This is a genomic window from Plectonema radiosum NIES-515 (assembly GCF_025753815.1).
Classification (GTDB): domain Bacteria; phylum Cyanobacteriota; class Cyanobacteriia; order Cyanobacteriales; family Nostocaceae; genus Hassallia; species Hassallia radiosum_A.
The window spans coordinates 13,505-37,223 of record NZ_JAOWRF010000370.1 but is presented as its reverse complement, the minus strand read 5'-3'; the positions used below and the strand labels follow the sequence as shown (position 1 = coordinate 37,223).

The 23,719-nt window shown below is 42.0% G+C and carries 21 protein-coding genes; 15 read left to right on the top strand and 6 right to left on the bottom strand.

Annotation, left to right across the window (positions count from 1 at the left end):
• Window positions 1–558: 558 nt before the first annotated feature.
• Together OGM63_RS26275 and OGM63_RS26270 are read left to right on the top strand one after the other, a co-directional pair.
• Window positions 559–687, top strand: a complete 129-nt coding sequence (locus tag OGM63_RS26275) for a hypothetical protein (protein WP_263748655.1) — start codon at window positions 559–561, stop codon at window positions 685–687.
• Complete coding sequence (locus OGM63_RS26270; protein ID WP_263748654.1) at window positions 662–916, top strand: DUF6679 family protein; 255 nt, start codon at window positions 662–664, stop codon at window positions 914–916. Before OGM63_RS26275 ends, OGM63_RS26270 begins: the two co-directional genes overlap by 26 nt.
• 79 nt (window positions 917–995) lie before the next feature.
• Here the strand turns inward: OGM63_RS26270 and OGM63_RS26265 are convergent, their stop codons facing one another.
• From OGM63_RS26265 to OGM63_RS26260, 3 genes are all read right to left on the bottom strand, one after another.
• Window positions 996–2,660, bottom strand: a complete 1,665-nt coding sequence (locus OGM63_RS26265) for an MBL fold metallo-hydrolase (RefSeq protein ID WP_263748653.1) — start codon at window positions 2,658–2,660, stop codon at window positions 996–998.
• 339 nt (window positions 2,661–2,999) lie between these two features.
• A complete protein-coding gene (locus OGM63_RS30110) occupies window positions 3,000–3,122 on the bottom strand; it encodes a DUF8629 family protein (RefSeq protein ID WP_015137787.1) in 123 nt (40 codons plus the stop codon).
• Between the two features lie 492 nt (window positions 3,123–3,614).
• On the bottom strand, window positions 3,615–4,376 hold the full coding sequence (locus OGM63_RS26260) for a sporulation/spore germination protein (protein ID WP_263748652.1): 762 nt from the start codon (window positions 4,374–4,376) through the stop codon (window positions 3,615–3,617).
• Window positions 4,377–4,423: 47 nt separating this feature from the next.
• Between OGM63_RS26260 and OGM63_RS26255 the strand changes: the two genes are divergently transcribed.
• Window positions 4,424–7,030 (top strand): PAS domain-containing sensor histidine kinase, encoded by a 2,607-nt coding sequence (locus OGM63_RS26255; protein WP_263748651.1) that lies wholly within the window; start codon window positions 4,424–4,426, stop codon window positions 7,028–7,030.
• Window positions 7,031–7,271: 241 nt separating this feature from the next.
• On the opposite strand, the gene OGM63_RS26245 is transcribed toward OGM63_RS26255, so the two are convergent.
• Window positions 7,272–7,400: a hypothetical protein gene (locus OGM63_RS26245; protein ID WP_263748650.1), complete on the bottom strand. Its 129-nt coding sequence runs from the start codon at window positions 7,398–7,400 to the stop codon at window positions 7,272–7,274.
• 5 nt (window positions 7,401–7,405) lie between these two features.
• Between OGM63_RS26245 and rsmA the strand changes: the two genes are divergently transcribed.
• From rsmA to OGM63_RS26225, 4 genes are all read left to right on the top strand, one after another.
• Window positions 7,406–8,314 carry a 16S rRNA (adenine(1518)-N(6)/adenine(1519)-N(6))-dimethyltransferase RsmA gene (gene rsmA, locus OGM63_RS26240; protein WP_263748649.1) on the top strand — a complete coding sequence of 303 codons (909 nt, stop codon included), beginning with the start codon at window positions 7,406–7,408 and terminating at the stop codon, window positions 8,312–8,314.
• Window positions 8,315–8,540: 226 nt separating this feature from the next.
• The gene (gene ispE / locus OGM63_RS26235; RefSeq protein ID WP_263748648.1) at window positions 8,541–9,485 is read left to right on the top strand and encodes a 4-(cytidine 5'-diphospho)-2-C-methyl-D-erythritol kinase; all 945 of its coding nucleotides are present in this window, start codon (window positions 8,541–8,543) and stop codon (window positions 9,483–9,485) included.
• 14 nt (window positions 9,486–9,499) lie between these two features.
• Window positions 9,500–10,279 (top strand): DUF4058 family protein, encoded by a 780-nt coding sequence (locus tag OGM63_RS26230; protein WP_263748647.1) that lies wholly within the window; start codon window positions 9,500–9,502, stop codon window positions 10,277–10,279.
• Window positions 10,280–10,425: 146 nt separating this feature from the next.
• Window positions 10,426–10,740 carry a DUF3082 domain-containing protein gene (locus tag OGM63_RS26225; protein WP_263748646.1) on the top strand — a complete coding sequence of 105 codons (315 nt, stop codon included), beginning with the start codon at window positions 10,426–10,428 and terminating at the stop codon, window positions 10,738–10,740.
• Here OGM63_RS26225 and OGM63_RS26220 read toward each other — a convergent pair.
• Window positions 10,737–11,555 (bottom strand): response regulator transcription factor, encoded by an 819-nt coding sequence (locus OGM63_RS26220; protein WP_263748645.1) that lies wholly within the window; start codon window positions 11,553–11,555, stop codon window positions 10,737–10,739. The genes OGM63_RS26225 and OGM63_RS26220 overlap by 4 nt on opposite strands.
• Window positions 11,556–11,660: 105 nt before the next feature.
• On the bottom strand, window positions 11,661–13,640 hold the full coding sequence (locus OGM63_RS26215; RefSeq protein WP_263748644.1) for a scytonemin biosynthesis sensor histidine kinase: 1,980 nt from the start codon (window positions 13,638–13,640) through the stop codon (window positions 11,661–11,663).
• 654 nt (window positions 13,641–14,294) lie between these two features.
• On the opposite strand from OGM63_RS26215, the gene OGM63_RS26210 reads away from it, so the two are divergent.
• The 8 genes from OGM63_RS26210 to OGM63_RS26175 all read left to right on the top strand — a co-directional run bounded on the left by OGM63_RS26210 (window position 14,295) and on the right by OGM63_RS26175 (window position 23,667).
• The gene (locus tag OGM63_RS26210) at window positions 14,295–14,471 is read left to right on the top strand and encodes a hypothetical protein (RefSeq protein WP_263748643.1); all 177 of its coding nucleotides are present in this window, start codon (window positions 14,295–14,297) and stop codon (window positions 14,469–14,471) included.
• A gap of 126 nt (window positions 14,472–14,597) precedes the next feature.
• Window positions 14,598–16,397 carry a scytonemin biosynthesis protein ScyA gene (gene scyA, locus OGM63_RS26205; RefSeq protein ID WP_263748642.1) on the top strand — a complete coding sequence of 600 codons (1,800 nt, stop codon included), beginning with the start codon at window positions 14,598–14,600 and terminating at the stop codon, window positions 16,395–16,397.
• A gap of 97 nt (window positions 16,398–16,494) precedes the next feature.
• Window positions 16,495–17,559 carry a tryptophan dehydrogenase ScyB gene (gene scyB, locus OGM63_RS26200; protein ID WP_263748641.1) on the top strand — a complete coding sequence of 355 codons (1,065 nt, stop codon included), beginning with the start codon at window positions 16,495–16,497 and terminating at the stop codon, window positions 17,557–17,559.
• Window positions 17,560–17,633: 74 nt separating this feature from the next.
• Window positions 17,634–18,584, top strand: coding sequence for a scytonemin biosynthesis cyclase/decarboxylase ScyC (scyC, locus tag OGM63_RS26195; protein ID WP_263748640.1), 951 nt, complete (start codon window positions 17,634–17,636; stop codon window positions 18,582–18,584).
• Between the two features lie 106 nt (window positions 18,585–18,690).
• Entirely contained in the window at window positions 18,691–19,815 is a 1,125-nt protein-coding gene (locus OGM63_RS26190; RefSeq protein ID WP_263748639.1) for a ScyD/ScyE family protein, read from the top strand.
• Between the two features lie 192 nt (window positions 19,816–20,007).
• A complete protein-coding gene (locus OGM63_RS26185; protein ID WP_263748638.1) occupies window positions 20,008–21,366 on the top strand; it encodes a ScyD/ScyE family protein in 1,359 nt (452 codons plus the stop codon).
• Window positions 21,367–21,501: 135 nt separating this feature from the next.
• The gene (gene scyF, locus OGM63_RS26180; RefSeq protein ID WP_263748637.1) at window positions 21,502–22,698 is read left to right on the top strand and encodes a scytonemin biosynthesis PEP-CTERM protein ScyF; all 1,197 of its coding nucleotides are present in this window, start codon (window positions 21,502–21,504) and stop codon (window positions 22,696–22,698) included.
• Between the two features lie 264 nt (window positions 22,699–22,962).
• Window positions 22,963–23,667, top strand: a complete 705-nt coding sequence (locus OGM63_RS26175) for an EboA family metabolite traffic protein (protein WP_263748636.1) — start codon at window positions 22,963–22,965, stop codon at window positions 23,665–23,667.
• Window positions 23,668–23,719 lie beyond the last annotated feature (52 nt).

The following is a 23,719-nucleotide window of genomic DNA, read 5'->3' as shown; positions in this document are numbered from 1 at the left end:
CCCTAGTCCCCCCAGTCCCCCTAATCCCCCTAATCCCCTTAGTCCCCCTTTGTCCTCCCCCCCCCCCCTTGTCAAGAAAGTCCTCTTTCGTGACTGCCTTCCTTTGTATCACCCAGAGACATAAAGACACAGTGAAGAACTTTTGGGGTGTTGTTGTTTAAAACCATTAAGGTGACAGGAGAATGAGTTAAGATCAAATACATAGGGGTAAAGACTTCCCAAAAATGCCAATGATTACAAGTAGGCAACTTAAACAACCGCACTTACCACTTGTTTTGGAGTATTATTTATTACATAATGGTAGAAAGTATTCACCAGAAAATACTCACACTTGTCAGGACAACTCCCGAAATAAGTACAGACGTTGCACAATCTCGTCTCTACTATATTAGTAGGCATTTCTAATCTTACTCCCAAAGAGATTGAGTTGAACTGGTGCAGTCATCAAGCTGTATACGATCCAATCATCCAATATAATGGTTTGGATCAAGATATGGACTTGTTCACCAACCATGAAACTAGCTTTTTCAGGGTACTATATATTGGGATAAAACCCAGATGTTGACAGATTTAACTACGTCGTTTAAAAAGGCAGAAGCAGTACATGCTACACCGCAAGATTTATCAACTGTGTTGCGACGGGCGGGAGGTATGTGTATTCTTGCGGGACCAGCAACGCTGGATTGAACGCGCCCGCATCCTCGACATAGAGGGAGATTTAGTCACTCTACGCTATGAGACAGAAGAAGAGGACGAAGTTTGTTCTTGGGAAGAGATGGTTCGCCTTGAAAGTATTGGCGCTGTAACGCAAAAATTAGCTTCAGTGCCTCGTGGTAATGTCGAACCTCTTATGACTGAAGATTGTCCAGAAGCTGAACGCATCCGCAATCGTTACACAGACTCAAACCCAGAGTAAGGAGACTGGGGACTGAGGACTGGGGACTGGAGACTGGGGACTAGGAATTAATTCTGAAAACCCGTCTTCAGTCTGGCTATTAGCCGTCGCTTAACCGTTCAAAGGCAGGACAGTAACCTTCAAGAGTAACCTTGAAATTATACAGGGGGGAAGCGGGGTTCCAACACCGCTGCCCCCTTTGATGTTTACAGGTGCAGCAGCAATCGACATCAGACCAAATAAAGCGATCGCTATTTTGATTGAGTAATTCTCGTTGGGACAAACCGCGCAATACTAATTCTTCTCCCTGCCAACGCGCTTCAATTAAGCCAGTATCGCCAAATTGTTGCCACCGAGGGTCAGCGGTAACGGCATCGGGGAGGGTAATTGTGATTACCGTTCCTAATTCTGTTAGTTCACCCTCATAATTAGTCTCTGGGGCTGCTGGTTGCAAAAATGTATCGCCAATTGGCAATTCTACTAACGTACCACCTGCCGGCGAATGTAGGTGGTAGCGATTTTGCAATTCTTCCAAACTTGTCAGGTCTGCCAAATAGCCAGGGGAACCGTGGACAAAAATAACGTGCTGGGGTCGCAAATTATGAATTAGCTGGGTGGTACCAGGACCATCGCTATGCTGTGCCAGCAGATAACTTTCGACACTAGTTTGTCCTGGGTATGCTTTATTAAGTTCTATATGAGTTTTTTCTGGTGAAAGGATTAGCCAAGAATTCATACCTAGTTGGCAGTATTCATCCAAATCAGTTGTAGAATCGGTGAGGACAATACAAGGAGTGTTGCCAACAGTGTGACGATATTCTGGTTGCAAACGACGCACGCGGGGACGCACTCGTTCATCCCAAAACAACGGTTGATGACGGGCGAAGTTTTGTACAGATGGGGGCAGGTGAGGTAACAATTCTAAATAAGCATCGCATCCGGTGGCGACACTACCATCAACCCAGATATCTATGTCACGACCGGTAAAGTGGTGATGGCTGCGTAACAGCATCAATAATTCTTGACCTAGACCCAATGCTGCTGTAAGTAGTAGTACGGAGGAGCGGTCAGCGATCGCCCGATTAATTCGTTCTGCTAGTTGATTTTCTTGGTTGCGACGATGGGGATGACGCGATGTACCATAAGTACCTTCAATAATTAGCACATCCAAGTCTAATCCGCGTAATTCTTCTAAACGCAAACCTTCTACTAAGCGTGAGTTCGATAAGAAAAAGTCACCTGTATATAGTAATTTGTAAGAGCGTTCCTGGGTGGTGTAGGTGAGGAGAATCGCCACCGCTCCGGGTAGATGACCTGCGGGGTATAATTCTGCGACTAAACCATCTTTAAATTCCACAGGCGATCGCAGCGGCAACGCTTGACAAAATTCGGGAATTTCCGGTTTTGTTTGATTCTGCCAATTCAGCGGTAGTAACTTGCTTGTCACCTCGCTAGCGTAGATCGGTAATAAGGGAAAAGCCTCATGCAGTGCCAGCAATCCCCTAGAATGATCTGGGTGGGCGTGACTTACTATAACTAAATCTGCTGGTTGGGGCGAATTTCCTCGTTTTGCCGACTTTTTTAGCCCCGTTACCAGCTCGGAAATATCTTTTAAGCCACAGTCAAGCAGAATGCGGTGTTGTCCCATCCGCACCAATAAACAGACACCTTCATCCTTATGGTGGACACTATAGGGAAAACATTCTAATTTATTTGTCTCCTCCCCACTATCAATGCGAGAGGATGCTGAGAGATCCTCACTCATGCTCTTTTCCCCTCAAACCTCATATGCATTGCACATTTCCCAAAAGCCTATAGTTACGCGGTTTTTGGTCTTGTGACCTAGAGGTAAGTTCCTAAATGCCCCACCCGAATGCGAATTAGGTAATTGGGGAGGACGCCTCCGAACCCGCGCTGGTTCGGAAAAACGTGGATAATGACAACCCATCAAACTAACAGAATTGGGCGTTTTTTAATAGACATTTCCAAAAATTAATCGGGATAAACCCCGTATCTAAAGACGGGGGAGAGCGTTGTTATGCGTTGCCCAAAATCCTTGTAGAGACGTAAGCTAGCTACGTCTCTACGTCTTTTATGGAGATGTCTAATGTGCCGAACCATTGCCGTGGTAGTTGTCTGAATCATAAAAGCCATTTTTCGTGCCAAAAAATAGGCACGAAATGGTAAAAATAACTGTTAATCCAACTAAAATCAACTTTACATCCATTTGTTTGTCGCCCTCTACTAAAGACGTCTTTATCTTAATAGAGCGATCGGCGCAATTGAGCCGAATCACCAAAATTTTTTACTATGTTTGGGTTGATTGGGCAATGAGTAAGATTACCACAATCAGTCAGATTGTAGAACTATTTGGTTCACCTGTCTATCTATCTTGAAGATTGGCAGTACAGAGGAGCCACTATGTTGCCAGGGTTTCCCCCGTTGTGGCATTATGAACAAATATAAATATTTAAAGGAATTTTCTATTTTCTTTATTATACAAACGTCGTGAAAATGAATAGACAAACGTCGTGAAAACCCTTGTAGAGACGTTAAATTTAACGTCTCTACAAGGGTTTTGGGCAACGCATAGTTCATTTCTGGAGATGTCTAATGTAGGGACGTAGCACATGCTACGTCCCTACAAGGGTTTCGGGCAACGTATAATAAAACAACGGTCGATGTCTATTTTTGCCAGATATAGACTCCTAATTGGCAATCAAAGAGTAATTTTCTTACCTCTTTCGGTGAAGCGAACCTTTTTTATATTTAATTGAGCATTACTTGTCAGACTTTTGCAGAGGCTGCCAAATAAAGTAAATTGCTCGCATTGCGAAAGAGAAACTAACTGCCGTTTGGAATCAGGGGATATTCGTAAATCTACGGTGGCAACTCTATTTTTTACACTTACACGATAACCAGATAAATTCAAATCAGCTGTATCTTGTTGCTCTATGATTTTACTCACAATACCCGTTGCAGGTTCTTCTGCTGGCACTGAAACTGTGTTTGGAATCAGTTCTTGACATTCGCTATCACTTGTGTATAGGGTAATGTCAATAGTTTTGCCAGTAGCAACTTGAGAAGTTGACAAAGCGGTATTTTCAGTAAAAAGTTCTGTAGAGAAAGGCTCCTCTTGGCTCGATTTAGCTCCTAATTGAGCCTGGGTTGGGATTTGGGATGAAGCAATGTTGGTTGGTGTTGTTGTGGCTGCTGTAGCGGTTTCGTCGAGATGACCAGAAGCTTGGCTAGAATTACAACTGCTGATGCTGGCGGCGATCGCTACAACAATAAAAGGGATAATATATTTTTTATTTGTATTCATAATTTTGTCGCTGTGTTGTTTGATCAACTTCAGTGTCGCTAGTATAAAATCCGCATTAATTATCGAAAAATAGTATAAGTTAATTTTGGTGGAAATTAAGGCGATCGCACACCTAATGCCAACAATGTTATTTTCACAGGCTAAATAGGGAAACATACATACTGAAGTCTACTTCAAACCCGTAGCTAGCAACCGACGAGATTATGGCTTGCAATTCCATCACCGTAGATAAAAGTAGTTATGAATCCCTTCAAGAAGAATTGGTAGAACTGCGTCAGATAGTTTCCCGGTTGCAGACGCAGACAGAAGTAGCTTTATCTAGAAAAGAAGCCTGGTTTGCACGCTTGGCAGACAATTTACCAGGGGTAATTTACCAATTTCAGCTTAGGAGTGATGGTAGTGTATGCTTTCCTTATGTTTCTTCTGGATGTCGAGAAATCTATGAGCTAGAACCTTCACAAGTGTACCAAAATTCAGAGTTGTTATTTGCAGTGGTTCATCCTGAAGACCTTCCTGGGTTACACGAAACAATTGCCATCTCGACTCAAACCTTAGAAAACTGGGAATATGAGTGGTTAATTATCACACCTTCTGGGAAGCAAAAATGGTTAAAAGGAATTTCTAAACCTGAGCGACAATCAGATGGCTCAATTATTTGGGATGGCTGCATAATTGATGTTAGCGATCGCAAGCAAGCAGAAATAGCGATGCAACTCTTGAATCAAGAGTTAGAAGTGAAATTCCAAGAACGTACAGCAGCCTTACATGAGAAAACTTCAGAATTAGAGGCTATGCTCAATGCCTTTCCTGACTTGTTCTTTCGATTGGCTGGGGATAACACCATCGTAGATTACAAAGCTAGCTCTCAAGATGCTCAACTGTATGTTCCACCAGAGGTATTTTTAGGAAAACGGATGGTGGAAATTCTTCCTCCGGAGGTTGCAGAAAAGATGCAGGAAGCAATTGTTCAAGTTCAACAAACTTCATCTTTGGTGAGTATTGAGTATTCCCTATCAATGCCTAATGGTGAAGAATACTTTGAAGGGCGTCTCGTTCCCTTTGCCAATAATAACATCATTGTGATTGTCAGAAATGTCAGCGAAGAGCAAATTGCGCTACGCGATCGCAAACAAACAGAAGCTCGACTACAAGAAAAAGAGCAGTTTTTACGCACTATATACGATGGAGTTGAATGCTCTATTTTTGTCATCGACGTTCTCGAAAATGGCGAATTTCGCTCCGGGGGTTGGAACTTAAATGCAGAAAAAGCAATCGGCAAGTGTAGCGCTGAGGTAGTTGGTCAAAACTTGACAGAAATTTTTGGTGCTACGAAAGCCGCAGAAATACATCATAAATGTAACACTTGTCTTGTTGCAGGTGTCGCGATCTTTTTTGAAGAATGCCTCACTTTATGCGGTGAAGAAAAATGGTTACTAACTACATTTAATCCTGTCTTTGACACCGAAGGTAAAATTTATCGTCTGGTAGGAACAACCTTTGATATTACAGAGCGGAAAAAAGTGGAAGTTGCACTTCAAGCTAGCCAGCATTTCATTCAACGTATTACTGACTCGATTCCTAATACTATTTATATCTACGACTTAGAAGAACAGCGCAATATATACGCAAATCATGAAATAGCTGAAATTCTCGGCTACTCCATTGAAGAAATTCAAAAAATGGGTGCAGAACTTCTTCCCAAAACTCTTCATCCCGACGATTGGGAAAAAGTCCTAACCCACTACCAAAAATTTACCACCGCTGTTGATGGCAAGATTTTTGAGCTTGAGTACCGGATGAAAGATGTAGATGGAAAATGGCACTGGGTTTACAGTCGAGACACGTCATTCAACCGTACTGCTGACGGAAAAGTCAAACAAATTCTTGGTGTGGCAACTGATATTACTGTTCGCAAAGAAGCGGAAATGAAATTGCAACAACAGGCTGAGTATTTAGAAAAGACTCTAAACAAATTGCAACGTACCCAAACTCAACTCATCCAAAGTGAGAAAATGTCTTCCTTGGGTAATATGGTTGCAGGTGTCGCTCACGAAATTAACAATCCGGTTAACTTTATTCATGCTAATCTAACTCACGCTTGTGAATACTCCAAAAGTTTGCTGCAACTAGTAAAACTTTATCAACAATACTACCCCAATCCCCCAGAAGAAATTAAATTCGAAATCGAAGACATTGACCTTGATTTTCTCAAAGAAGATTTCATCAAACTTCTTCAGTCGATGCGAGTAGGAACTCAGCGCATCCGTGAAATCGTTTTGTCGCTGCGGAATTTTTCTCGTCTGGATGAAGCTGAATTTAAGCAAGTAAATATCCATGAGGGAATTGAAAGTACGCTAATGATTCTGCATAACCGTCTGAAAGCTAAACCAGAACATCCAGAAATCTCGGTGATTAAAGAGTATGGCAAACTTCCCACTGTTGAGTGCTATCCTGGTCAACTAAATCAGGTATTTATGAATATTTTTGCCAATTCTATAGATGCTTTAGAAGAGTCATTTGTCAATAACAAAGAACAACAGATTTACATTCGGACTGAAGTTGTTAATTGCAACTGGATAGTAATCAGAATTGCAGATAATGGTCAAGGCATTCCACCAGAAATACTTTCAAAACTATTTGACCCTTTTTTTACTACGAAAGATGTCGGTAAAGGTACAGGATTAGGACTATCTATAAGTTATCAAATTGTGGTAGATAAACATGGTGGTAAATTATCTTGTCACTCAATACTTGGACAAGGTGCAGAATTTGTCATTGAAATTCCTCTTACTCAGGTGAAAACCTCCTAGGACAGAATTCAAAATTGCCCTAACTGTGCTAGAGACGTAGAGCGTGGAACGTCTCTAAAATTGGTATTGCGTTCAAATTTAACATCCGGGTTTTTCCGACATAGTTGATAAAACTGGTCGTCTGTGAATGTAATGATGAAGTTGAAGTTTACAATAATGACTGTCATGGTAATAAAGAATTTTAGAGGACTCGTCTATAGTTTGAGGCTTTGAGTTCAAAGGTGCATGGAAGAGTGGATAATTAAGCGATCGCTTTTATTTTGACACCAAGTCTGATAATTTTATCTTTCACATCAGATTGCATGACATAAGTCAATATATCTAACATGAAAAAGTAAGGCAAGGCTAAAACATATAATTTAGGAGGCAATATAGATGATACGACCCCGGAAGAACTTTGCCCAGCATTGGCTCAAAAGCGAAAAAGCACTTCAGTCAATAGTAGAAGCAGCTGAATGTCAAGGGAGCGATCGCATTCTGGAAATTGGACCAGGTACTGGCATTCTCACTCGTCGTTTATTACCAAACGTCAAATCTTTAGTCGCAGTGGAAATTGACCGCGACTTATGCAAATTATTAGTCAAGCAACTGGGTCAAAGTGAGAATTTCTTACTTCTGCAAGGAGATTTTCTCACTTTAGATTTACCATCAAATCTTGCAGCTTTTGCAGCTTTTCAAAACCCAAATAAAGTTGTAGCTAATATTCCCTACAACATCACCGGACCAATTATAGAAAAGCTACTTGGTACCATTGCCAAACCAAATTCTCAACCATTTGATTCAATAGTACTATTAGTCCAAAAAGAAGTAGGAGAAAGATTATATGCTAAACCAGGCTCAAAAGCCTTTGGAGCATTAAGCGTGCGGGTACAATATTTAGCTGAGTGTAAGTTAATTTGTCCAGTCCCCTTCTCTGCATTTTCCCCACCCCCGAAAGTCGATTCAGCAGTGGTACGGTTAGTTCCCTACCAAATAGAACCACCAGCAAATGACCCGCGACGATTGGAAACTTTGGTAAAGTTAGGATTTGGGGAAAAGCGCAAAATGTTAAGAAATAATTTGCAGTCGATTGTAGAACGCACCAGCCTGACACAATTACTGGAACAATTGAAGATAAATCCTCAAGCTCGTGCTGAAGACCTTAGCGTCTCTCAATGGGTAGCACTGGCAAATCAACTAAAAGTTGAGAGTCAGGAGTTAAAACTTGAGAGTCAGGAGTTAAAAGTCGAGAGTCAGGAGTTAAAAGTTAAGAGTGAGGAGTTAAAAGTTAAGAGTGAGGAGTGAGGAGTGAGGAATTAAAAATGAAGATAAACTCCCCACTCCACTCCTGTTCTAAAGACCCGACCGATCGCGTCAAATCAACTCCAAACTCCAAACTCCAAACCCCAAACTCCAAACCCCAAACTCCAAACTCCAAACTCCTAACTCCCAACTTTTAACTCCTAACTCCTAACCCCAAACTCCTAACTCCTAACCCCTAACCCCAAACCCCAAACTCCTAACTTTCAATATGCACTCTTACACTTTAATTGCTCCTGCTAAAATTAACTTATATCTGGAAATCATCGGCGATCGCGCTGACAATTACCACGAGTTAGCTATGATACTTCAAAGTATCGATTTGGCAGATGAAATCGAGTTGGGTTCTATCAGCACTGACACGATTCGTGTCCACTGCAACCATCCCCAAGTACCGACAGACCAAAGTAATCTGGCATACCGGGCAGCCGAATTAATGACAACGCAATTTCCTAACACCTTTGCTAAATACGGAGGTGTAGAAATCACTATCACCAAACGCATTCCTGTAGCTGCGGGGTTAGCTGGGGGTTCGACGAATGCAGCAGCGGTTTTGGTAGGGATTAATTTATTGTGGAAGCTGGGACTAACTCAGTCAGAATTAGAAGAACTGGGAGCTACTTTAGGTTCAGATGTACCATTCTGCGTTGCCGGTGGAACAGCGATCGCTACAGGTAGAGGTGAACAACTTTCTCCCTTGGCAAGTTTAAATAATATATATATAGTATTGGGTAAATATAAAAGCTTAGAAGTTTCTACTCCTTGGGCTTATAAAAGCTATCGAGAGGAGTTTGGTGATTCTTACGTTAGAGATAGCGATAATTTAGCGGTTCGTGCGTCAGCAGTACATTCAGGAGAAATGGTCAAAGCTATTTTGCATCAAGATGCCAAAGAAATTGCCAAAAAGCTGCATAATGATTTAGAGAAGGTAGTATTACCAGCTTATCCACAAGTATTGCAGCTGCGAGAAACTTTTGCTAGTGCAGGAGTTTTGGGGACAATGATGTCTGGTTCTGGACCAAGTGTGTTTGCTCTGTGTGAATCTCAAGAACATGCAGAAGAAGTTAAGCTGCAAGTGAGGAGTGCGACGAAGAACGACGATTTAGAATTGTTTGTAACTCAAGCGATCGCACATGGAATTCAGATAGCATTTTAATAGAACCTAGTCCTATGAATTCTCCATTTCCAGGGATGAATCCTTATCTGGAAAATCCCATATTTTGGTCAGAAGTACATCATCGCTTAATCGCAGTCATAGCCGACGAAATTGAGCCAAACATACCTCCTCAATATCGAGTTGCAATTGAGCAACGTACTTATTTAAGTGATGAAGAGGATTCCATTTTGGTAGGTATCCCTGATGTGACTATTTTTTCTCAACAATCAAATCAGAAAGAGCATTCATCAACAGCTACACAAGTATCTACCACAGATGGGGTAACGGTGACAATACCCATGCCAGAAAATGTCACAGAAAGTTACTTAGAAATTCGAGAGATAGACACGGGATTTGTTGTCACAACAATTGAAATTCTCTCTCCTAAAAACAAACGAGCAGGTGAAGGAAGAAAAGCTTATGAACGAAAGCGAAAACAAGTTTTAGCTAGTTTGACGCATTTAGTAGAAATTGATTTACTCAGAAATGGTCGGCAAATGTCTTTATTAGGAGAAGTGCCAGCAACAGATTATCGCATAGTTGTTAGTCAAAGTGAAATTCGCCCTCAAGCTAAATTATACGGCTTTAGCGTTCGCGAAAAGATTCCTACTTTCGTGTTACCTTTGCAGTCAGAAGAGAGAAAAGTGATTTTAGATTTGCAACCTTTATTGAATCGAATATATGCCCGTGCCAGATATTATTTAACTATTGATTATAATCGAGAGCCAATACCACCACTAAAGGCAGAAGATAAAGCATGGGCTGATACAATTATACGCGGATTAGGGAATTAGGGAGAGGGGGAAGAGAAGAAAGACAAGGGAGAGGGGGGAGACAAGGAAGAAATTTTTCCAAGTCGTCCCCCTTGTCCCCGTTATCCCCCTTGTCCCCCTTGTCCCCCTTATCCCTTTCCAATTCAGAATTCACAATCCAAAATAGTATGAGTGACCCAAATTTAATTCAACAACCAGAGACAGAAAAAAATTCAGCGACTCCATTACGCTGTTTTACTGGGTCAATGATTTCTGGAGGACTAGCGATCGCAGTTTACTCCCTATTAAATGCGATCGCTAGCAGTTTCGCCAATAACCCAATCCATTCACAAAACCAATTAACTATCAGAATTGCCTCCGCAGTGCGTACCCTAGTTCTAGGTGTAGTCACCTTAGGAACAGGGATATTTGCGATCGTGGCTCTTGGTTTGTTCGCTTTAGGAGTACAATTACTGCTACAGCAGTTGAGACAAAAAAGTTAAACTGAACCAACATTTTGTAGTATAAATTGATGCTTTTTCCGCCAGCTTTGGGGAGGTATCTCGTTGTGTTGACGGAACTGACGGGAAAAATGACATGCATTCTGATAGCCGAGACTTGTAGCAATTTGCTCGACACTGTGGTCAGTATTCTGAAGTAAATAACGTGCTGCTGCCATTCTGCGCTTAACAATCCAAGTGTTTACGGTGTCTCCCGTCTTCTTTGCAACTCTATTAGTTAAGTAAGCGGAGGAATAACCAACTGCTTGAGCTACATCACATAAAGTAATTCCTTCTTGATAATGAGCTTCGATATAATCAAAAACTTCTTTGAGTTGAGGAACCGATGGAAAGTTGAACTCAAGAGGTTCTTCCATTGAAGTCTTTGGTGTCGGTAATGATGCTGACATTTTATGAGAATTGATCGCACACCAGTAGCGAATCTGAGTTTGCTTTTCTAATCGGGTAGCGATCGCTCTGAGCAATTGCTCTACTGTACACGGTTTGATAAGATAATCATCTGCGCCCAATTCCATCCCTTTGCGGACATCTTCTGGGGTGTTGCTGCCAGTGAGAAAAATGAAGGGAATAATCGCTGTTATCGGCTCTTGACGCAGCGCAGCAAGAACCGCATAACCATCCATATCCGGCATCATAATATCACAAATTATCAAATCGGGTGAATGCTCTTGTGCTTGTTCGATGCCAGTAACACCGTTTTGGGCACCTATAGTATCAAAACCCTCAGCTTGCAGACCATCTAAGAATATGTTAAGCGTGGCTGCATTGTCTTCTATGACGAGAATTTTTTTTGACATTTCTTGCATCATAATTAAATTACCACAATTTTTAGTAGAAAATAAACACTCTCTCTTGATGCCGAGCACTTAATTTTTACTGAATCTTGAGTTTGGAATAAAAACTCAATATTCAGCAATTGTATTGGGCAACACGACAGTAAATTTAGTGCCTGCACCTACATCACTTTCAACAGCAATTCGACCTCCATGTATCTCTACAAGAGTTTTGACAATCGATAACCCCAAACCAGTACCAGAGATACTATCGACATTGCTACCGCGATAAAATGCTTCAAATATTTGTTGTCTATCGACTACGGGGATACCAATACCTGCATCTTGAACTTGAAAAATTACCTCTTCATCTTGACAGCAAAGTTCAAAAATAACCGTACTCCCATCAGGGGAATACTTAATCGCATTTGAAAGTAGATTAGTTAAAATATGATGCAACAGTTTAGGATCTAAATAAGCAGTTGAACAGCCACCAGGGCTGATAAAATCAATTGATGTTTGCTTATCACTTGCTAAGTGCATCTGTGCTATAATATCGCGACAAAACTGTTGTAAGTCAACTGGTCTGGGGTTACATTCTAATTTAGCAGCTTCTGCTTTGCCAAACAACAAAACCTCATCTAACAGTTGGCTAATTTCATGGACAGCTGCTTGAATTAAATCAAGATAAGAGCGGATTTTCTCTTCATTCCATTGGGTAAGATGACGTTTGAGTAAATCAGAAGAAAACGAGACAATATTCAGCGGTGTGCGGAATTGATGACACAGCATGGATACAAAGCGTTCTCTGAGTTCGCTGAGTTTTTTTGCTTGTTCTAAAGCTTGCCTAACTTCTGATTCTGCGCTTTTGTAATCGGTGATATCAATTGCTGTGACGAATTCGACTGCCTTACCGGAAAAATCAAGTAATCCATCCATCATTTCCACAGTACAAGCTAACCAACGCTGTAAGCCATTTTTGGTGACAATCTGCATTTCTTGGTATTCACACGCACTTGCATCATCTAGCTTGTTGACTTGCCTCAACTTTTTGCTTTTGATTAATCGATTAAGATTAAAGTTATTCAGCAGCTCTTCTTTAGTGTAGCCGGTGAGTGTCTCTGCCACCTGATTTACATAGCAAATCTTTGAGTTTTGAATCAGGAAAACACTTGCATCGGTGGTTTCTGCCAAAATGCGAAATCTCGATTCGTTCAGCTTGAGTGCTGCTTCAGTGCGTTTGAATTCTGTAACGTCCCAAATACTCCACACTCTGCCGATAATTTTCTCATCAAGTCGCTGCGGTTCCGAGTAGTGTGCAAAGGTTCTCCCATCTTTCAATTCTAGTAAATCGTATCTTTCGTTATTGCATTGAATCTCCATTTCCCAGACGCAATCAGAGAAAAGCTGTGGATCTTTAACTTGGCTTTCAAAAAAAGCTTTAGCTCGTTTACATTTTCTAGATATGGTTATCGATTTGGGGAGTTGCCACATATCGGTGAATTTTTGATTGTAGCAAAGAATCTCCCCATCAAAATTTACCGCAAGTATGCCATTAGCAGTAGATTCGAGAGTCGAACGTAGTAAATTAACAGATGTTTTAAGTTCTTCTTCTTTTTGCTGATATTCCGCAGATACTTTCTGATGCAATTCTTGATTGGCATCCTTGGATTTATCTGCATACCGCTGCATCGAAAATTCTACTATCTCCTGACTGCGATCGCTACCCATTACACAAGCAATGCCCTTTCCTTGATGTTCTATATAGGTGAGGTTAATCCCCATCAAAAACATCTGCCCTTTCTTTGTGCGGTAACGCGATTTCAAAGAGAGCGAACCTTGTGATTTTAGCAATAACCATTGTTCCAACCAAACTTCTGGTGAAAAATCTACATCGACATCCTGCAACCTCATCCCTAGTAATTCCTCACGGGAATACTCAGTAATGCGACAGATCGCATCGTTGACATAGAGAAACTCGGAGTTCTCTTGTAGACAAAAAGCAGAAGAAGCAACCTGATTTATCAGTAAGTGAGCCAATTGCAACTCTTGAGGAATTGATGCCAATTTAGAGTTGGATGGAACTAACTTGTAATCGCCAAGATTCATGGAACTATTAAGCCTTTTCAATCCGTCTGCACCACACCAATTTCATAAATGGGCTTGTAATCATCAATTACTAAAAATTTCTATTCTGGTATTAAAGGTATTAATTTTTTTAATCCCACTTATTAAATTATCAGAAAAATAATATTCTTAATAAAACTTTACTCGATCTTCACAATACAACATTTACGTCTAGAAAACAAGAAATAAAAACGGCTAATTTAAGACAAGAGAAGGAGAAAATAAAATAATTTCTCTGATTAACGCTGACTGATACCTTTTTTTCCTTGAAAATGCCAAGAAAATCGTTAATTTAGTGAAAAGCTGAGGCAAATCTTGACTCAGAAATTTCATTTATCTTAACCTTAATGCCACACAAGTGTCATTTATCACAAAAGATCAAACTTTAACTGTTCGATATACGTAAGTTTTTATCATCCACCAAAAGGTAGACAGGGTATTAAATATTGAGGTGTACAACAACACAAACATCTGAGGTAAAAGTTATTTGGCAGAAACAGAACTGCAAAGAATAAATGATTTTTGGTTCACTTGGCTTACCAAAAAATGTATTTTTTAATACTTACATTTTAAATGTATAAGGATCTCGCTATCTCATTCAACTATCCCAAGGAATAGATTTGTAAGCTATGCTTAGTGAGCATTGCAGCTATTGCCAAACAGCAAAAGAAATGGCAAGGCGATCGAAAGATTATTCATTGTAAATACTTCTTAATCTCCCGTAGGCTTGTTTCCAGAAGCACAGTAGAAAGGCTTAGTAGTAACTATATACTTTGGCAATATTTAAGTGTTACCACTCTCAACCAAGCCTAGTCAAAAGTTACAAGAGAAACTCAGTTTTTCGTTTTCTGCATTCTGGAAAAAATGAGTCTTAGGGGTGGTTGAGAAAGTTACCGGGATTTTTATGCCAGCAATTTTAGTTTGAATTACGTAAAAGCAATGACTCAAAAATATACCGCATCTACAACACAAATCACCGCAAAACCGTATAAGCAAAACGGTTATCTAGAATCAGGGGCAAACTCCAAATCGCTGACAGTTGCGGATGCGATCGCCCAGATGCTAGAGAACTTGGGAGTAGGCTGTGCTTATGGTGTTGCCGGAGGAGCAATGGCAAGCCTTTGGGGTGCTCTATCGAATAGTACCATGCAGGTGCTCAACTTTCGCCATGAAGCCGGAGCCGCCTTTGCTGCCACCGAAGCTTATTTTGCTTCTGGTAGTCCTAGCGTAGTTTTCACCACAGCAGGACCCGGAATCACCAATGCCCTCACAGGCTTATTTGCGGCTCGTGGAGAAGGGGCAAAAGTGATTTTGTTATCAGCTTGCACCTCAGCAGCGCATCGGGGACGCTGGGCAATTCAGGAAACCAGCAGCAGCACATTGCCAATCGGCGGAATATTTACCTCAGGAGCGCTGTTCAACTATGCTGTCACCATAGAATCTGCCGCTCAACTTCCCCAGATTTTTCGGAGAATTGCTCTTGGGTTAGCGCAACCGGGGGGATTTGTCGCGCATTTGAGTATCCCCACAGGTGTACAAACAAGCACAGTTGATGAAATAACCCTGCCCAATTTAGGAGTTGGTTGTTTATCGGTGGCACCATCAACTGAAGCGATCGCCAAATGTGTTGAATTACTATCCGAAGGACCCTTTGCCATCTGGGTTGGATTCGGTGCCCGGAATGCAGCCGAAGAAATTCGCTCCTTTGCAGAAAAAACAGGTGCAGCAGTTATGTGTTCACCTCGCGGTAAAGGCATCTTTCCTGAAGATCATCCGCAGTTTGTCGGAGTCACAGGTTTAGGTGGTCATGGCTCTGTCATGACATACATGCAATCTGCAACTCCCTTACGCACCCTAGTCTTAGGAACACGCTTAGGTGAACCGACCTGTTTCTGGAGTCCAGCAATGGTTCCCCCTGGTGGTTTTGTCCATGTAGACATTGACCCAGAAGTGCCAGGAGTCGCTTACGCATCCGCTCAAACTTACCCCGTGCAGGCAGACATCAAAACCTTTGTCCAAGCACTGCTGAAGCACATGCCAGAGAATACGGCATCTGCGATTTCCTTTCCCAACCCCGAACAAGAACCAATTGAAGCCGGTGCCCCAGATACTCCAGTGCGACCAGAAGTATTGATGGCAGCAATTCAAAAAGTCATCGTCGAAGGTAGCGATGCCGTAGTCATGGCAGAGTGCGGTAACTCCTTTACCTGGTCAACTCATTTACTGAGATTTAGTGAAACTAATCGCTACCGAGTCAGCACCGGAGTTGGGGCAATGGGTCACGCCGTCACCGGAGTTGTTGGAGCCGCCCAAGCTCGAAATGGCAAAGCTGTAGCCATTGTTGGCGATGGAGCAATGTTAATGAATAACGAAATCAGCACCGCCGTAAAATACCAAATTCCCGCAATCTGGATTGTGCTGAATGATGCACGCTATAACATGTGCCATCAAGGGATGAAATTGTTGGGACTCACAGGAGCAGATGCATCAATTCCCCCCACAGACTTTGTGATGATTGCCAAAGGAATGGGAGCAGAAGGAATCAGAGTTTTGAAAGAATCTGATGTAGAGGCAGCATTAGAACAAGCGATCGCATCACAAGTTCCCTTCCTCATCGACGTCATCATTGACCCGAATCGAGCTGCACCTTCCAAAGGTCGCAATCAAAGTTTAGCCGCACAAGGAGTCAAAGCAACCCCTGCAAAAAATTCTGGAATGCTTTCATTTCCAAATATTTAATGATGGTGGTTAGTAGTTAGTTGTTAATTGCGAGTTATTGACAATTACTACCTGCTAATTCTAATTCAAAATCTCAAATTCAAAAGTGGAGTGTAGGGTGAACCTTTTTGACACAGTAGAAGAAATGGGTCATGAGCAAGTGTTATTTTGTCATGGCAAAGACCCACACATCAAAGCAATAATTGCCATCCATGACACTAGCTTAGGACCCGCAATGGGGGCAACACGAATGTTGCCTTATGTCAACGAAGAAGCAGCTTTAAAAGATGCCCTGCGTTTGAGTCGTGGTATGACATATAAAGCAGCTTGTGCTAACATTCCCGTTGGTGGAGGCAAAGCAGTGATTATTGCTGACCCCGCAGATAAAACTGAAGAATTATTTAGAGCTTACGGACGTTTTGTAGAGAGACTACAAGGACGTTTTATCACCGGGCAAGATGTGAATCTTACCCCAGAAAATGTCAGAACAATTAGTCAAGAAACTAATTATGTAGTTGGGGTAGAAGAAAAATCTGGTGGACCTGCTCCCATCACAGCCCAAGGTGTATTTTTAGGCATCAAAGCTGCCGTGAAATTTCACCTGCAAAGCGAAAATTTAGAAGGGCTAAAAGTCGCTGTTCAAGGTTTGGGCAACGTTGGCAGAAATGTTTGCCAACTTTTACACGAAAACGGTGCAGAGCTTTTTGTCACTGATATTAGTCAAGAAAAAGCAGAAGAAGTAAAACGCACTTTAGGTGCAACGGTTGTCGCTCCAGACGAAATTTACTCTCTCAATGTCGATGTATTTTCTCCTTGTGCATTAGGTGGAATTCTCAACAGCCAGACCATTCATCGTTTGTCAGCCTCGATTATTGCCGGCGCTGCCAATAATCAGCTAGCTCAAGAACAAATTCACGGTCAGATGATTACAGAAAAAGGGATTCTTTATTGTCCTGATTATGTAATTAATGCCGGAGGACTCATCAACGTTTACAACGAAATGATTGGGTATAACGAAGAAAAAGCCTTGAAGCAATTGCATAATATTTACGACACACTACTTGAAATTTTTGCTCGTGCTCAAAAACAAGAAATTACCACTAATGAAGCTGCTAAACAGTTGGCAGAAGAACGGATTATGAGCGCTAGAAAAATTAAAAATCAAATAATTGTTAGTTGTTAGTTGATAGTCGGAACATTTAACCATTAAGCATTAACTAGTAACTACTAACCACCAATATATTATAGGAGTGTCCAGTGGAAAAAAATACCTTTGCTACATCTGCTTATATTGCGAATTCACTCTTGAATACTTACGAGTACCTTTGCAGTCTAAAAAACTTAGATGAGTGGACGCTTTATAGCCGAATGGCAGAGCAAATGGACGAAGATACCTGGCGCGGAACTGCCTCAGGTTATCATAGAGACCTCTACTATCATGTTAAAAAATTACAGCACTCGCAACTTCAAGGTATTGAATGGCATTGTGGACTTGAGTATCAGAAATATTTTCAAGTTTATCCAGTTTTGCTTTTCCCTAGCGATTACATTGAACCAGGGACAGAGGAAAAAGGTGTGTATTTTCACTGGTTAAGTTTTGTCGATCCAAAGCGACAAACTCAGATGATTATGCAGGGAATTCATACCGTACATACTTCTGAATGTCGTTCGCTTAAAGCTAATTTGGAACGCAAAGCTGGTTTGACATCAGCCGCAAAAGGGCGTTATTTTATTGATACTGACACCATCTATATTGATGCTCCTATAGAAGTAGGAGTCGCGTATTTGTCAGATTTGAAAAATATGAACGACTGGGCACATTTAGTGCGAGCAGATGGCGAAATTTCGGATTCATCGGGTGAGTATCGCGATGAATATGGTCATAAAGTTAAAGTTTCGTTGCGGGTAGAACCTGTTAGTAAATGGTATTTGGTAGAGCATGAATTCTTTTATCCTGAGCAAGGATTTTATCAACGCTGTCCGAGCATGTTGATACCGGCTTCTTATGCTTTCGGTGATGCGGAAGCTCCTGGTTTTATTTTGCACCGAATCACATTTTGGAAACAGGATGAACAACTGCCTTACGGCAAACTTCAAATTGAAGATTTTGGGGCTGAGAACATGAACATCAAACGTTTGACAGAAGCCAAAGCCGGCAATCTACAATCGTTTGACCGTGGTATGAGCTATGCACCGCAGGGCAAATAAAGTGAGGAGTTAGGAGTTGATAGTTAGGAATAAAGAATTCCTAACAGACGCGAAATTTCGCGTCTCTACAACTCCTACTCTGTTCTTCTAATTCTTAATTTTTAAAATGAAACTGAAGGAACATACTATTACATCGTTTGCAGTACTTGCCGACGGTCTTAATAATCCGAAAGGTCTAAGCTTTAGTCCCGACGGTAGTCTTTATATTGCTTTATCGGGAATTGGGGGAGATGGCAAGAGTGTTCCATCACCCAGCGGTCAAGGTGATTTATGTTATGGCACGAGTGGTGCGATCGCAATAATTGAAAATGGCATCGTTAAACCTGTACTGACAGGTTTACCTTCTGTGGCATTTGCTGATGGGACTGGAGCTGCTGGTCCTCACGATATCAAATTTGATGCTCAAGGTAAGGCTTATGTTGTGATTGGGTATGCTGCGAATCCAGCCTTACGCGATCGCGCATTAGGCAACACCGACTTAGGGAAAATTATCACTGCCGACTTAAGTACAAATACTTGGACTAGCACTGCCGATATAGCTAATTATGAACTTACTAATAACTCTATATCAAGTTCATGTGAAGTCGTCAGTAACCCCTTGTCTTTTTACATAGACGCAGATAAAATTGTATTAGTTGATGCAGGGACAAACAACGTACTCAGTGGAAATATTGATGGTAGCGATCTAAAGGTAATTGCTGCAATTCCCAACCAAATATTAACTAATCCAATCTTCCCCGGTTCTAACTCGCAAAACTTTGACCGGGGACATGTACCACCAGCTAATACTTATCGTCAAGCACCACCATCGCAAATAGCAATTCAATCAGTACCTACAGATATTGTTAAAGGTTCTGATGGTGCTTATTACGTCAGCGAATTTACTGGCTTTCCCTTTCCAGAAGGTCAAGCAAAAATATACCGTATTGATGCTGATGGACTAACTGTCTACGCAGACGGCTTTACCCAACTGATTGACTTAGCTTTCGATACTAAAGGCAACTTGTATGCATTGCAGCATATGAATGCCTCAGGTTGGAAAGGAAAATCAGAAGGATCTCTGATCAAAATAGCGATCGATGGCACTCGCACAACTTTACTCAGTGGTAATGGATTAGAGTCACCCGCAGCCTTTACAATTGGTCCAGATAATGCCTTCTATATCATTAATCGAGGCGGTCGTCCAGGACAAGGACAAGTAATCAGAATTGAGAATACACCTGTGCGATGAATCCGCTTTTTGCTTTAGGCAAGGAAAAAGCTTTGGTGGATTGACCAACAGCACCCACTCATTTTCAAGCCGACACCTCTCCACCTGGAGGGGTTGTCTCAGGGAATGCTTGATTTGTGTTTCCCAGTTATTGGGAATCGTTGTCTTTATAACTATTAAACCTTCCACAACTAACAACTCTCAATTTTCTTTATGAAACTCAAGTCATTTGCCCTTAAACTTTTAACCGTTAGCATTGCCACTGTTGCTCTAAACCAAGCAGCAGAAGCCGCATCGCTGTCGGTACTTGCTGACGGTCTTAATAACCCCCGGAACACAGCGTTTGGTCCCGATGGTAGTCTTTATGTGACAACCAGCGGTAAAGGGGGAGACGGAAACGACGGAAGATGTATCCCATCACCTAGTGCCCAATATATTCCTTTATGTGCTGGTCCTAACGGTAGCGTCATCAAAATTGCTAAGGACGGTACAAAAACAGATGTATTTTCAACTCTTACATCCATAGCATTAGTACCTTCTGGGGAACAAGCAGCAGGTCCTGCGGACTTCAAATTTGATTCCAAAGGTAACGCTTATCTATTGACAGGTTATGCCGGCGACCCAACCAAACGCGATACCGTATTAAAATCTCCTGACCTGGGTAAACTATACAAAGTAGACTTAGGCACTGGTTCGCTGACAGCTCTTGCCGATTTTGCTCAGTATGAAGCCCTAAATAATCCCGATGGCACTGATTTAATTTCTAACCCCTATGCCTTTACAATTAAGGGTGATAACGCTTACGTTGTTGATGGCGGTGGAAACACTATATACTCAGTGGGACTCGATGGCACTGGTATTAAGAATGTAGCCGCGTTCCCTCAAAAAAGAATACAACTAACTGTAGACCAATTCCCAACTCTTCCTGAGGGGACAGTAGACCCAACAGGAGGTGCACCACTGCCCCCAGGTTATACAAAGGCTGTGAATGGTCTGCCTGTATCTAACCAATCAGTACCTACAGGTATAGCACTTGCTCCTGATGGCAGTTTAACGGTCAGCGAATACAGTTACTTCCCCTATCCAGAGAAAGAAGCACGCATCTTTAGCGTTGGCGATGATTTGTCAATCAAAACCATCCTAGATGGCTTTACACAGTTGACAGGTGTGGCATACGACGCTGATGGCAGCTTGTATGCATTGCAACACATCAATAATTCCGAATGGAAGGAAATTCAACAGGGTGGTGTAATTACTGGTGATATTAGCGGTTCTGTAATCAAAATTGCCAAAGATGGTACTCGTACAACTATCTGGAGTGGTAACGGATTAGAAGCAGCTTCTGGTATTACTGTTGGTCCTGATGGTAACTTGTATATCTCAAATCGCGCCAGACTCGCCGGCACAGGACAAATCATCAAGATTGACCCTAGATCCGCGAGAGTACCCGAACCGAGTGCTGGTGCAGGTCTATTCGCTGTTGCTGCTTTAGGGGCAACCGTTGCAATGGGCAAACGCAAACGTCAACAAAAGCCAAGAGAAGAGTTGCTAGCTAAAGTAGAAATTCTCTAATTCCTGATTTTGTGAGCGATCGCTCACAAAGTAGGCTGCTGTGTTTAACCCAGCAGCTCAAATCGAAGCTTCCCAGATTGGACAGGGGAACAAAAACCCAGCCAAGAGTATACTTCATCCGACAGAGATTTCACTATGGGATTAGTCAAAAATTTATCATTTGCCTTAGTTGGCGCGGGATTTGCAGTTGTATCAACAGCTACTCAAGCATTTTCATTAAGCTTGAAATACGAAGGTGATATAGGTAGTCCTGGCTTCGGTCCTGGGCAACTTTTTGTTCCCCAAGGCATAACCGTACAAGAAAAAACCGGGAATGTCTACGTAAGTAACGGTCGTGGTTTGAACCCAGACGGCAGTTTTAACCCAGCGATCGGTAACAAGGTCGAAATATACAACCCTCAAGGTACTTATATTGGGGCAGTTGGTGAAGGTGGTAGAGGACCCGGACAATTCGACGAGCCATCAGCTTTAGAATTCGATCCGCAGACCGGGAATCTGTATGTAGGTGATGTTTTCAACAACCGCGTTAACGTTTACGATCCTCAAGGCAAGTTTATCAACTCCTTTGGTGAATTTGGTGGTCTGATACCGGGTAGAGCTTTCTTTGGACCATCCGGTGTAACATTCGACAAAGCTGGCAATGTGTATATAGGTGATTTTAGCGGTGATAAAATCAACAAATACACAAAGGACGGACAGCTAATTGGTGTCATTGGTGGCACAACTGGCAGTCAACTTGGGCAGTACCAAGGTATAGCAGGTGTAAGAATTTCCCCAGTCAGCGGAAATTTCTATGTGAGTGACCAGTTTAACAACCGCGTTCAAGTACTCGATCCAGAAGGTAAAGCTCTGTTTGCATTTGGCACACAAGGCACGGGAGATGGACAATTTCTTCAGCCAATCGGTTTAGAAGTGGATGAAAATGAGAATATCTATGTAGCTGATTCTATCAACAGCCGCGTTCAGGTATTCGATAAAAATGGTAAGTTCCTGACTGCATATGGACAACCTGCCCTTGATGCATCTGGCAATCCTGTACCACCTCCACAACTAGGTCAACCTCCCTTTGGCAATCCTCTCGATTTAACTCCGGGCAGGTTTAACTGGACAGGTGGCACAAGCTACAGAGACGGTAAGCTGTATGTAGGCGATTTCTTCCAAGGTCGCGTTCAAGTGTTGAAGGTAGAAAACGGAGCGAGAGTGCCTGAACCAAGCACAACATTAGCTCTAGCTTTGTTGGGAATAGGAGCTACTGTTGTCAAATTGAAGAAAGACAAGCGGCAAAGGACAATCATCACTTTAGAGAAGCAACTGCAAAAGACTACAGTTTAGCTTCGTACCCTCAATCAAAGGAGGGCAGCAGCCCACATGTACGTATTCCCTCTCATATCATGTCCTTTAATTACGTATCATGTAGAGACGTTCCTGTGGCATATCATGTAGAGACGTTCCTGTGGCATATCATGTAGAGACGTTCCTGTGGAACGTCTCTACGGGGGTTGGGATGTTTTTATTAGTGTTAATTAGCTCGACACTTGATCGCAGACAGGGAACGAGAGAGAAAAAAGACAAGTATTTGAAAAAGTGTTATTAATTATGTCTGCTGTAATTAATTTAAACTTAATTAGTGTCACTGATTTATTACATCGCTGGCTTTCAGAGCGGTTGAATACACAAAGTCTTACCTGGCTGGATGAAAAAAGAAAGCAGATAAGCAACGGTGCTAATGTGCGAGTGTTCTTTACAGCTTTCAGCGCTGTGCCTCGTTATACTGGCAAAAATGACTTGGACTTAACACAAGATGGGTTAAAAGCAGCCTCGGCAATAGTAGCAGGTTGGGTTCCCACTAAGTGGAGTGTGGATCAAGCTGCTCGGACTTTATTGCTGCTGTCTTTGCCTGATGATGATGCTGATAAATATCTGCACACGTTGGAGCAAGTTTTCACCACTGCGGATGTGGGGGAATTAATTGCACTTTATCAAGCTTTACCGCTTTTACCTTACCCAGAAAAACTTCGTCACCGTGCTGCTGAAGGAGTTCGCAGCAATATGACGGCAGTTTTTAATGCTGTTGCTTTAACAAATCCTTATCCGGCACAGTATTTTGACAATTTGGCTTGGAATCAGATGGTGCTGAAAGCTTTTTTTGTTGGCAGCCCTGTAAGTTTAATTCAGGGGCTTAACCAACGTGCAAATCCAGAACTAGCAAGAATGTTAGTTGATTACGCCAATGAACGTCAAGCTGCTGGGCGATCGGTTTGTCGGGAGATTTGGCAATTGGTGGATTTGGTTAAGGGGTAGTGGTAGGGGTTTTGAGGTTTATTTTCGGCACTGATTTAAGTACTGATTTAAG

Bases quoted from the DNA above. Each gene is read 5' to 3' on its own strand.
- OGM63_RS26275 (WP_263748655.1), top strand. From the start codon at position 559: ATGTTGACAGATTTAACTACGTCGTTTAAAAAGGCAGAAGCAGTACAT.
- OGM63_RS26265 (WP_263748653.1), bottom strand. From the start codon at position 2,660: ATGAGTGAGGATCTCTCAGCATCCTCTCGCATTGATAGTGGGGAGGAG.
- OGM63_RS30110 (WP_015137787.1), bottom strand. From the start codon at position 3,122: ATGGATGTAAAGTTGATTTTAGTTGGATTAACAGTTATTTTTACCATT.
- OGM63_RS26260 (WP_263748652.1), bottom strand. From the start codon at position 4,376: ATGTTTCCCTATTTAGCCTGTGAAAATAACATTGTTGGCATTAGGTGT.
- OGM63_RS26255 (WP_263748651.1), top strand. From the start codon at position 4,424: ATGGCTTGCAATTCCATCACCGTAGATAAAAGTAGTTATGAATCCCTT.
- rsmA (WP_263748649.1), top strand. From the start codon at position 7,406: ATGATACGACCCCGGAAGAACTTTGCCCAGCATTGGCTCAAAAGCGAA.
- ispE (WP_263748648.1), top strand. From the start codon at position 8,541: ATGCACTCTTACACTTTAATTGCTCCTGCTAAAATTAACTTATATCTG.
- OGM63_RS26230 (WP_263748647.1), top strand. From the start codon at position 9,500: ATGAATTCTCCATTTCCAGGGATGAATCCTTATCTGGAAAATCCCATA.
- OGM63_RS26225 (WP_263748646.1), top strand. From the start codon at position 10,426: ATGAGTGACCCAAATTTAATTCAACAACCAGAGACAGAAAAAAATTCA.
- OGM63_RS26220 (WP_263748645.1), bottom strand. From the start codon at position 11,555: ATGTCAAAAAAAATTCTCGTCATAGAAGACAATGCAGCCACGCTTAAC.
- OGM63_RS26215 (WP_263748644.1), bottom strand. From the start codon at position 13,640: ATGAATCTTGGCGATTACAAGTTAGTTCCATCCAACTCTAAATTGGCA.
- scyA (WP_263748642.1), top strand. From the start codon at position 14,598: ATGACTCAAAAATATACCGCATCTACAACACAAATCACCGCAAAACCG.
- OGM63_RS26190 (WP_263748639.1), top strand. From the start codon at position 18,691: ATGAAACTGAAGGAACATACTATTACATCGTTTGCAGTACTTGCCGAC.
- OGM63_RS26185 (WP_263748638.1), top strand. From the start codon at position 20,008: ATGAAACTCAAGTCATTTGCCCTTAAACTTTTAACCGTTAGCATTGCC.
- scyF (WP_263748637.1), top strand. From the start codon at position 21,502: ATGGGATTAGTCAAAAATTTATCATTTGCCTTAGTTGGCGCGGGATTT.
- OGM63_RS26175 (WP_263748636.1), top strand. From the start codon at position 22,963: ATGTCTGCTGTAATTAATTTAAACTTAATTAGTGTCACTGATTTATTA.